A 9,958-nucleotide genomic window follows, 5' to 3' on the forward strand; every position below is an offset into this window, starting at 1 on the left:
CAGGGAAGTGGGAAGTGGGAAGTGGGGGATTGGGGAAGTGGGGGATTGGGGAAGTGGGGGATTGGGGAAGTGGGGGATTGGGGAAGTGGGGAAGTGGGGGATTGGGGAAGTGGGGAAGTGGGGAGCTTTTTTGCTGTGATCAGTAAACGGTAAAGAGTAATCAGCGAACTGAAAACTCAACTCTGATCACTGATAACTGATCACTGATCACTGATCACTGAATACTAAACCTGCTGGAAAGGGCTACAAAAAATGCTAGGATTGCCACAGCACAGAGAAAAGTGAAAGAAAGGAATATAACTTTACATGGAAGAGTTTGACAAGTCAATATCCTTTGATGGCAGGGATATTCGACTAAAAATAGGGCTTTTAGCCCCCCAAGCTGGCGGTAGTGTTCTGATCCAATCGGGAGAAACGGCGGTTTTAGTGACAGCAACCACAGCCAAAGCCAGAGAAGGAGTAGATTTCCTGCCCTTGACCGTTGATTACGAAGAAAGATTATACGCCGCCGGGCGCATCCCGGGAGGATTTTTGCGTCGTGAAGGTCGTCCCCCGGAAAAAGCAATTCTGACCGGTCGTTTGATCGATCGCCCCCTGCGGCCTCTATTCCCCAGTTGGCTGCGGGATGATATTCAAGTGGTCGCTACGACCCTCTCAATGGACGAGGAAGTCCCCCCGGATGTTTTGGCCGTTACCGGGGCTTCCGTGGCGGTTCTGTTGGCAGGGATTCCCTTCCAAGGACCGATGGCAGCGGTGCGCGTCGGTTTGTTGGGGGATGAATTTATCATCAATCCCACCTACAAGGAAATCCATAACGGAGAATTGGATCTAGTGGTGGCCGGTAGTCCCGAAGGGGTGGTGATGATCGAAGCGGGAGCTAATCAGTTACCAGAACGGGATATTATTGAGGCGATCGATTTTGGTTATGAAGCGGTCCGCGACCTGATCACCGCTCAACGGGAATTGATCGATCAGTTGGGTATTCCCCTCGTGACCCGAGAAGCGCCGGCAGTAAACGAAACCGTGCAGAATTTCCTGAGAGAACAAGCTAAAGAGGAAATTAAACAGATTCTCTCTCAGTTTACCCTCAGCAAAACCGAACGGGATGAGAAATTAGAGGCGATCGAAAATCGGATCAAGGAAACTATCACCGCTCTCCCCGACGAAGATACCTTAAAAGCTCCAACCCTGGAAGAACCGAAGTTAATCGGTAATCTCTTTAAGGATCTGACCAAAAAACTGATGCGCGCCCAAATTATTGAGGATGGGGTGCGGGTTGATGGTCGCAAACTGGACGAAGTACGGCCGATTTCTTGCCGGGTGGGAGTTTTACCCCGTCGGGTTCACGGTAGCGGTTTGTTTAATCGCGGTTTAACCCAGGTGCTTTCGATCGCCACCCTTGGCACCCCCGGTGATGCTCAGGATTTGGGGGACGATCTCCATCCCGAAGATGAAAAACGCTATCTTCATCACTACAATTTCCCACCCTTTTCCGTCGGTGAAACCCGTCCCATGCGTTCTCCCGGCCGTCGAGAAATCGGTCACGGTGCTTTAGCGGAAAGGGCGATCGTGCCTGTCCTTCCCCCCCAGGAGGAATTTCCCTATGTGCTGCGGGTGGTGTCGGAAGTCCTCTCTTCTAATGGTTCCACCTCCATGGGTTCCGTGTGCGGTTCTACCCTGGCGCTGATGGATGCCGGTGTTCCCCTGAAAAAACCCGTTAGCGGTGCGGCCATGGGTTTAATTAAAGAAGGGGAAGAAGTGCGGATTTTGACCGATATTCAGGGTATTGAGGATTTTCTGGGAGATATGGACTTTAAGGTGGCTGGTACTGATTCTGGCATCACCGCTCTCCAGATGGATATGAAAATCCCCGGTTTAACCATGGAAGTGGTGGCCAAGGCGATCGAACAAGCTTTACCGGCCCGCAAACATATCCTCGAGAAGATGTTAGCGACCCTAGAAAAACCCCGCACGGAATTATCTCCCCACGCACCCCGGTTATTGACGATCAAGATTGATCCGGATCTGATCGGGTTAGTAATCGGGCCAGGTGGTAAGACGGTTAAAGGGATTACTGAACAGACTGGCACGAAAATCGATATCGATGACGATGGTACTGTCACCATTTCCTCTACCGATGGGGAACAGGCCGAAAAAGCTAAACGACTGATCTACAATATGACCCGCAAACTCAATGAGGGTGAGGTTTATCTCGGTCGCGTGACTCGCATTATCCAAATCGGCGCTTTTGTGGAAGTTTTGCCAGGAAAAGAGGGAATGATCCATATTTCCCAATTGGCCGAGGGACGTGTCGGTAAGGTCGAGGATGAAGTGGCCGTGGGGGATGAGGTGTTGGTCAAGGTACGGGAGATCGATAGTAAAGGTCGTCTCAATCTCACCCGTCTCGGTATTCATCCCGATGAGGCCGCCGCTGCCCGTAAAGCTGCTACTGTAGTCTAGGTAAATTTTCTATTCATGGTTAACTCTCGATCGCTCGATCGAGGGTTTTTTTATCGCTAAAATTGCCTCATACTAAATCCAGTTATTAAAAACTGATTATTTATTCTCCCCTTTGCCTTTTGCCTGTCTGATATGTAAACTATACTCAACGGATTTAGTATAAAAACAGCAATAGAGACGCAAAAACCACGCCTCTATCACGGTATTTTCCCTAGATATTGTTTCTGACTACCAGCTAGACTTGACCACACCGGGTAAAAGACCTTGGTGGGCCCATTCGCGTAAAACGTTGCGGGATAAACCAAAATCGCGATAGTATCCTCTCGGTCTGCCGGTCGTTAAACAACGGTTGCGGTGACGACTGGGGGCGCTATTGCGGGGTAATTCCTGTAATTTTTGGTGAATTGCCAGTTTTTCTTCAAAATCTTCGGCAGTACGGAATTGTTCTTTTAGTTCCGTCCGTTTAGCTTCGTATTTTTGTCTGAGACGAGCGCGTTTTTTCTCGCGTTCTACCATCGATTTTTTTGCCATGGGGTTTCTCGAAAAAGATTTAACCTGTAAAGACAGCATTTCCCATTATAACCTGAATCTCTCCTTGGCCGTTAGACGATAATTCTACCCGCTTCCTAACACCGGTGACAAAAGCAACATTTGTTGATATTAATTCTTAAAGTCCTAGTTGCAAATTTTCTATGTCTGAACCGCCTCAATTTCTCCAACAACGTCTTTTTTATCAAGGTCGCGTCTTTCAATTTGAAGTCTCGAAACTGCGTTTACCTAACGGTGTCGAGGGAGAATGGGAATGTGTCCGTCATCCGGGTGGCGCTTTAGCAGTTCCAATCACCAAGGAAGGTCAATTGGTTTTAGTACGTCAGTATCGATTTAGTTTGCAAGCTCGAATTCTGGAATTTCCCGCCGGAACGATCGATGAAGGAGAAGACCCCGCTACGACGGTAAAACGAGAATTAGAGGAAGAAGCGGGTTATCGGGCGCACAATTGGCAATCTTTGGGTAAATTTGCCCTGGCACCAGGTTATTCCGATGAATACATCTATGCTTTTCTAGCCCAGGATCTGGAAAAATTAAGCTTGCCCCCCGCTCAAGATGTCGATGAAGATCTGGAAGTGGTTTTGATGAGTTTTGAGGAAATGGAATCGGCGATCGCACGGGGAGAATCGATCGATGCTAAAACTATTACTAGCTTCTATCTGGCCCGTTTAGCCGCTATAACTGGACTTCCCCGTTGACAAAAGGCCATAACCTGTGCTGTAGGAGGAATTGAGAGAATTTCTGCTCCCCCGTTACTGGGTATAAATTAAGGAAACCCCCAATCAATCTAACGCATGATTGTTGCAGTTCAGTGGGTCGAGTTATCTTAGCAAAACGATAACTTCCCTCTCTAATCGTACATTCTACTGTGTTCAAGGAAATCGTCCCCAAGTCCTCCAATAAAGTCCGAAAGTAATATATAGGACTTACGCACTGTACAAATTCACCATGATGTGCATGAATGAAAATCGGTCGTTTCAGACTTTTGGCGATTAACTTCCCAACGATAGCGGTCGCTCAAAAGTCATCAAAAAATCACGTTAAAATGCCTGAAACCCATACCTCATATTTGGTCAATCCTGTCAATGCGTAAGTCCTAATATAGTCTAATCCTTCTAGCGGTTTTACTAATTCATTGATTTTCTTTTACGTTGGTTAAAATTCCTCTATCGCTTACCCAGACCACATTCTCAATCCCCCAACCTTTTCTGACTTTCTCAATTTGTCTGGCTAAGGTGGCACTATCGGATGTGTTTCCTTCAAAGACTTCTACCGCTATCGGACAAGCCTTAGCCTAACATAGTAGGCCAAAAACTATCTGAGTTTTCCCTTTCTTTTTATCTCGATTGTAACGCCCCTTTGAGAGCCAGTTTCAAATTGTCGATAATATCATCGGGTAATTTTGAGAGGTTGGCCAGGGTTCTTTTTTTGACTTGATCTCCTTCTCGGTAAGAATCAGGTCGAAGAACGGCGGGGGGGAATTACGGTTAGGAACTTTTTCTATATACATGACTAGCATTCTAGCAAATGGAGAGAGTTCTGGTCTATTAAGAAGTATTACAAATTCCATGGGTACATCAAGAGAAGTTAATGGGTGTATCCATTGATGGATAAGGGTTTTCGGCTCTTGTAGTAGATATGTATGGAGGAAGTTCAGAGATACAAGAACTCAGTCGAAGTTTACACAGACTGTGAGTCTCAGCTGCCTCAGAAGGTCACGCATATCACCCAAGCCAAGGGTTCTCGCCTGGACTTGAGCGAAACGGTCTTGAACCATCTACTCCCGTGTCACCTCGTTTTCAGGCTCTTGAAAATATTGCTTTTTTTTCTCAAAGAAAGTAAACTCAAATGTATTGTAAATGTATTTTAGATGAATTATGACTCTATATCTAGTAGAGGATGATCGACAAGAAAGGACAAAAGAAGAGGTGAGCGAGATATTGGAGCGCATTGCCACACTCGCATCAAAATCGCAGGGAGAGTTAATCGAAGCCCTAATCGGTGAAACAGAGGGGCGGTTATTCCTGATTATCAAAGCGATCGATCGCGCCTCCCTCGAACAAGTACTAGAAAACGCTGGGCTAAGTTGGCAACTAATCAAGGAAATGCGCTTGATTGGGCAGGACTTAGCCACTGTGCGAGAGCGCAAAGACAAAGCCAACTATCTAGTACAGTGGAATTTACCTCCGGGGCTAACGATGGAAACTTACCTGCAACGAAAAGCGGAGAAAACCCCCCTTTATGCTCAAGTGCCTGAAGTCAGTTTCGAGCGTACCTATGTTTGCGAAGACTTGAGTAAATGTCTCTGTTTCTACGATAGTCCCGATGAAGCGGCGGTAAAAAGAGCCAGAGAAGTGGTCGGCGCACCTATAGATAGTTTGACCTCGATTGAAAATATTCACCCCTAGGAGAGAACAATGATGCTAGATCGAGGCTCCGAAATCAGTTCTTTTCTGGAAGAAAGAGCCACTCACCTCAACAACGGTACAGCTAATCTCAACGTCGGTTGGGCCCTAACCAAGCTAGGAGAATCGGGCTGGTTCGGCTATGCTATACCTGAAAGCTTAGGGGGTCGGGGTGGCTCCTTATTACAGGCAGTAGAGGCGATCTCCTCTGTGTCCCAATGCTGCCTGACCACCGGTTTTGTTTTCTGGTGTCAGCGCGTCTTCATTCAATATCTGGCCGCCAGTAATAACACTTATCTACAAAACAAAATTCTACCTGCTGTTCTCAAGGGAGAGATAGCCGGAGCCACAGGACTCTCCAACGCGATGAAGTACCTCGGCGGTATCGAGGAGCTGCGTTTACAAGCAAAGATCGAGGGAGAAAACGTCACTGTTAATGGCTTCCTGCCCTGGGCCTCTAACCTCGACTCCAACGGAGAATTCATAGTGGCCGTTGCCGCTCGAACTAGATCTGGACAAACTCTTATCCTCGCCCTTCCCTCCTTCGCAGAGGGGTTAAAACGGGGTGAAGACCTACAATTATTGGGTTTACAGGCTTCCCGCACCAGTACCCTTGAATTCGATCAAGTTCAGTTATCTCACGACTGGATTATCAGCTTGGAAGCAGCAAAATTTTTACCCTCAGTCCGCCCCTGTTTCTTGCTGTTACAATGCGGACTGGCCCTTGGCATTACCCGTAAATCCCTTGGGGAGACGGAGAAAAGTTTAGGGGGAAAGGCCGCGGTAGCCAGCGATCGTTATTTCTTCGCCCGGGAGCGTCTGACTCGTCTAGAAAAGACAATCGTGCAATTCAGCACCCTAGAAAGCTTCGATCTCGCACGAACACGCCAACTATTCACCCTCAGAGTGGACATTACCCGGTTAGCGGTGGAATCCGTATGGTTAGAAGCGGAAATTAAGGGAGGAAAAGGCTATTTCCGTAATAGCGACACGGCGCGACGGCTGCGCGAGGTCGCCTTTTTACCAGTGTTAACTCCGAGCCTGATTCAACTGGAAAGAGAGTTACAACGTCAGTCCGCTACCGATAAAATTCTCCCCGGCGAACTCGAGCGAGCGGGGGTGAGGGAATGAGTATCGCCACTGATTACCCCGTCCTCACCCTCAAAAATCTCCATAAACGCTATAAAACCCGCCATGGCTACCGTACCGTTTTTGAGGATATTAACCTACAGGTGCGCTCCGGTGAGGTGGTTTGTTTGCTCGGGGCCAGTGGTTGCGGTAAATCTACCCTCCTTGCTACCGCCGCTGGTTTGCAAAGTGCCGATGGCGGAGAAATACAATTGCACTCACGACCCCTACAAGCCCCAGACATCCGCAGCTCGATCGTCTTTCAATCCCCCGCCCTTTTACCTTGGTTAACCGTTTGGCAAAACGTGGCTTTTGGTTTGAAATTAAAGCGGATGCCCCGCCTCGATCATCAGCAATTACGGGAAAGGGTTCACACCGCCGTTAAAAGCGTCAAACTAGATGGCTTCGAGCGTGCTTATCCTCATCAACTATCCGGCGGTATGGCTCAGAGAGTTTCTCTAGCCCGCGTCCTCGCCCGCCGCCCCTCTCTCCTGCTCCTGGATGAGCCGTTTAGCGCCCTCGACGCGATCACCCGTTTCGAGATGCAAAAACTCCTCCTAGAAGTCATAGCTCTCTATAACAGCACGGTTCTCCTCGTTACCCACGACATCGACGAGGCCCTATTAGTGGCCGATCGAGTTCTTCTCATGGGCCGTCATCCGGTGGGCATCCGCCGAGAATGGACGATCACGATGCCGAAACCCCGTTTCGAGTCAGCGAAGCTTTTGAGTGATCTACGCCGGTCAATTTTTCAAGAATTAGCCCTTGTGATGACACTGTAAATCTATGAACCTACACCATAATTGTGCTTGTTGCGGCATGAGCCGTCGAGATTTCCTGAAACTTTCGGCACTGTTTACCAGTTCCTTCGGGGCAGCGATCACCGCCGATAGTGGGAATCTCCCCGTTAACGCCAAGGCCAACGATCAGCCTGTGAAAATCGGTTATCTACCGATTACGGATGCCGCCCCCCTATTGGTGGCCCACTCGCGAAAACTTTATCAAGCCGAAGGTTTAACTACAGAACAACCGCGCCTATTCCGCTCTTGGGCGCAGATTGTTGAAGCCTTTCTCGCTCGGCAGGTGAACGTTATTCATGTTCTTTTTCCCACCTCGATCTGGATTCGTTACGGGCGCAATTTCCCCGCTAAAATCGTCGCTTGGAACCATACCAACGGCTCAGCCCTCACCGTCCTTCCCGATATTGAAAATCCCAGGGAATTGGGAGGTAAAACGATCGCGGTTCCTTTCTGGTATTCGATTCATAATTTGGTCTTGCAACAACTCTTACAACGTAACGGGCTGAAAATAGTTCGCAAAGCCAAGGACGCGCCGATCGCGTCTAACGAGGTTAATCTAGTGGTTCTCCCGCCCCCGGACATGGTATCAGCCCTCGCCAATAAGAGCATCGGTGGTTATATCGTTGCTGAACCTTTCAACGCGGCGGCGGAAAATCTCAAAACCGGTAGGGTTCTCCGTTTCACCGGCGATGTCTGGAAGAATCACGCCTGTTGCGTTGTCTTTGTTCACGAGGAGGATATTAGGCAACGGAAACAATGGACGCAGAAGGTGGTAAACGCCCTCGTTAAAGCCCAACTCTGGTCCCGGGGCAATCGCTCGGAAGTGGCCCGGATTCTCTCTAAAGATGGTGGAAAATATACGCCTCACCCGCTGCCAGTATTGCAACGGGCGCTTACTTACTACGATCGCAATTTCTATAAAAAAGACGGGGCGATCGAGAATCCAGACTGGCAGGTCAACCGGATCGATTTCCAGCCCTATCCTTTCCCTTCCTATACGGAGGAACTGGTACGCTTGCTCAAAACCACTCAGGTGGAAGGAAATACGGATTTTCTCCAAAAACTGCAACCCCGACAGGTGGCGCGGGATCTCGTGGATGACTCTTTTGTCCGTAATGCCTTGCAACAGGTGGGCGGACCGAAAGCTTTCGGCTTACCGAATAATCTCTCCCGCATCGAGACGATCAAATTTTAAAGGTCTGAACCTATGAAGTCACAATCTTTGACCTCCCCGCCAAGAGCTTTACTACCCTTATGGGGTATCGGTTTTGGATTATTGCTCTGGTGGCTATTTACCAGTCCTCTATGGCACTCAAACCCGATTTTAAATGATTTTTCCCCTGAGCGATCTTTTGTCGCTTTATTACGTCTTTTTGTTGGGGGGGAGATTATGCCCCATATCCTCACCAGTTGCCGCCGGGTTATTGTGGGCTTGGTTCTCGCTAGTGCCATCGGTGTGCCGTTGGGGGTATTAATCGGGTTGTATCGCTCCCTTGAATCGGCTTTGTCGGCTGTATTTCAATTTCTACGCATGATCTCGCCCCTTTCTTGGATGCCTTTAGCGGTGATGGTTTTGGGAATTGGTGATCTACCCGTGTATTTTTTGCTGACGGTGGCGGCTATCTGGCCGATCCTTCTCAATACGGCTGCTGGGGTTAATGCGGTTGATCGCTCTTGGTTGACTTTAGCCCACAGTCTCTGTGCTACGCGAGGGGAAACGGTTTTCCAGATTATTCTGCCTGCGATCCTCTCCCATCTCCTAACTGGTTTCCGTTTGGCTATAGGTATTATCTGGATCGTTCTTGTACCGGCGGAAATGCTGGGGGTTAGTGCGGGTTTGGGTTATTATATTCTCGATACACGCGATCGACTCGCTTATTCAGAGTTGATGGCGGTGATTCTCGTTATTGGCGCGATTGGTTATCTGCTCGATTGGGGTTTGCGTCTGGCTCATCGCTCTTGGACGCACCAAGATTAGCCTATTGGTTCAACTATTTCCTTAAACCTATTTTAATGATCCTATTCCGTTGACATCCTCCCCGACCTACTGCCTCTTGGATCGGGTTGGTTTGTCCTCGAAAGCGATCGCCAAGCACTCTGCTACGCAGACCGCACCCGATAGACACCGCCCAAAATCTTCTCCCCTTCCTCTGCCCTGAATACCTGGACAGCAAAAATAAATTCGGAACGATTTTGCGCCATTTCAGAGATCAATCCAAATGTTAAGAATTGTACAACCCTCTTGTCATAAGGATTTTTACGTCATGAAACCTTAAATTTGGAATTGCTGATACCTGGAATTCCCCCTTGACAAAAGTCCATAACCTATGCTGTAGGAGGGATTAAGAGAATTTCCGCCAGCCCGTTACTGGGTACAAATCAGGGAAACCCCTAATAAATCTAACGCATGATTGTTGTAGGGAAGTCGGTCGAGTTATCTTAGCAAAACGATAACTTCCCTCTCTAATCGTACATTCTACTGTATTCAAGCAAATTGTCCCCAGGTCTTCCAACAAAGTCCGAAAGTAATATAGTCTAATCCTTCTAGCGGTTTTACTAATTCATTGATTTTCTTTTACGTTGGTTAAAATTCCTCTATCGCTTACCCAGACCACA

The 9,958-nt window shown here is 48.3% G+C and carries 8 protein-coding genes and 1 pseudogene; 7 read left to right on the top strand and 2 right to left on the bottom strand.

Annotated elements, in window-relative coordinates; genetic code table 11:
* Window positions 1-306: 306 nt before the first annotated feature.
* Window positions 307-2,460, top strand: a complete 2,154-nt coding sequence (locus PX636_RS00545; RefSeq protein ID WP_288115885.1) for a polyribonucleotide nucleotidyltransferase — start codon at window positions 307-309, stop codon at window positions 2,458-2,460.
* Between the two features lie 228 nt (window positions 2,461-2,688).
* Here PX636_RS00545 and rpsN read toward each other — a convergent pair whose 3' ends face one another.
* Window positions 2,689-2,991, bottom strand: coding sequence for a 30S ribosomal protein S14 (gene rpsN / locus PX636_RS00550; RefSeq protein ID WP_002796120.1), 303 nt, complete (start codon window positions 2,989-2,991; stop codon window positions 2,689-2,691).
* Between the two features lie 161 nt (window positions 2,992-3,152).
* Here rpsN and PX636_RS00555 point away from each other — a divergent pair, with 161 nt between their 5' ends.
* Window positions 3,153-3,707: an NUDIX hydrolase gene (locus PX636_RS00555; RefSeq protein WP_002796118.1), complete on the top strand. Its 555-nt coding sequence runs from the start codon at window positions 3,153-3,155 to the stop codon at window positions 3,705-3,707.
* Between the two features lie 361 nt (window positions 3,708-4,068).
* Here the strand turns inward: PX636_RS00555 and PX636_RS22520 are convergent.
* Window positions 4,069-4,519, bottom strand: a pseudogene (locus tag PX636_RS22520) (IS1634 family transposase N-terminal domain-related protein); the annotation flags it as partial.
* Between the two features lie 367 nt (window positions 4,520-4,886).
* On the opposite strand from PX636_RS22520, the gene PX636_RS00560 reads away from it, so the two are divergent.
* The 5 genes from PX636_RS00560 to PX636_RS00580 are packed head-to-tail and all read left to right on the top strand — an operon-like array spanning window position 4,887 to window position 9,320.
* Window positions 4,887-5,417, top strand: coding sequence for a DUF4242 domain-containing protein (locus PX636_RS00560; RefSeq protein ID WP_002782895.1), 531 nt, complete (start codon window positions 4,887-4,889; stop codon window positions 5,415-5,417).
* Window positions 5,418-5,429: 12 nt separating this feature from the next.
* Complete coding sequence (locus tag PX636_RS00565) at window positions 5,430-6,545, top strand: acyl-CoA dehydrogenase family protein (protein ID WP_353853444.1); 1,116 nt, start codon at window positions 5,430-5,432, stop codon at window positions 6,543-6,545.
* Window positions 6,542-7,324: an ABC transporter ATP-binding protein gene (locus PX636_RS00570; protein WP_288115889.1), complete on the top strand. Its 783-nt coding sequence runs from the start codon at window positions 6,542-6,544 to the stop codon at window positions 7,322-7,324. Before PX636_RS00565 ends, PX636_RS00570 begins: the two co-directional genes overlap by 4 nt.
* A gap of 4 nt (window positions 7,325-7,328) precedes the next feature.
* Window positions 7,329-8,537, top strand: coding sequence for an ABC transporter substrate-binding protein (locus PX636_RS00575; protein ID WP_288115890.1), 1,209 nt, complete (start codon window positions 7,329-7,331; stop codon window positions 8,535-8,537).
* A gap of 12 nt (window positions 8,538-8,549) precedes the next feature.
* Window positions 8,550-9,320, top strand: coding sequence for an ABC transporter permease (locus tag PX636_RS00580; protein ID WP_002796109.1), 771 nt, complete (start codon window positions 8,550-8,552; stop codon window positions 9,318-9,320).
* The last annotated feature ends 638 nt before the right edge of the window (window positions 9,321-9,958 follow it).

It is taken from the genome of Microcystis sp. M53598_WE2 (assembly GCF_030067735.1).
GTDB classification, from domain to species: domain Bacteria; phylum Cyanobacteriota; class Cyanobacteriia; order Cyanobacteriales; family Microcystaceae; genus Microcystis; species Microcystis aeruginosa.

Bases quoted from the DNA above. Each gene is read 5' to 3' on its own strand.
- PX636_RS00545 (WP_288115885.1), top strand. From the start codon at position 307: ATGGAAGAGTTTGACAAGTCAATATCCTTTGATGGCAGGGATATTCGA.
- rpsN (WP_002796120.1), bottom strand. From the start codon at position 2,991: ATGGCAAAAAAATCGATGGTAGAACGCGAGAAAAAACGCGCTCGTCTC.
- PX636_RS00555 (WP_002796118.1), top strand. From the start codon at position 3,153: ATGTCTGAACCGCCTCAATTTCTCCAACAACGTCTTTTTTATCAAGGT.
- PX636_RS00560 (WP_002782895.1), top strand. From the start codon at position 4,887: ATGACTCTATATCTAGTAGAGGATGATCGACAAGAAAGGACAAAAGAA.
- PX636_RS00565 (WP_353853444.1), top strand. From the start codon at position 5,430: ATGCTAGATCGAGGCTCCGAAATCAGTTCTTTTCTGGAAGAAAGAGCC.
- PX636_RS00570 (WP_288115889.1), top strand. From the start codon at position 6,542: ATGAGTATCGCCACTGATTACCCCGTCCTCACCCTCAAAAATCTCCAT.
- PX636_RS00575 (WP_288115890.1), top strand. From the start codon at position 7,329: ATGAACCTACACCATAATTGTGCTTGTTGCGGCATGAGCCGTCGAGAT.
- PX636_RS00580 (WP_002796109.1), top strand. From the start codon at position 8,550: ATGAAGTCACAATCTTTGACCTCCCCGCCAAGAGCTTTACTACCCTTA.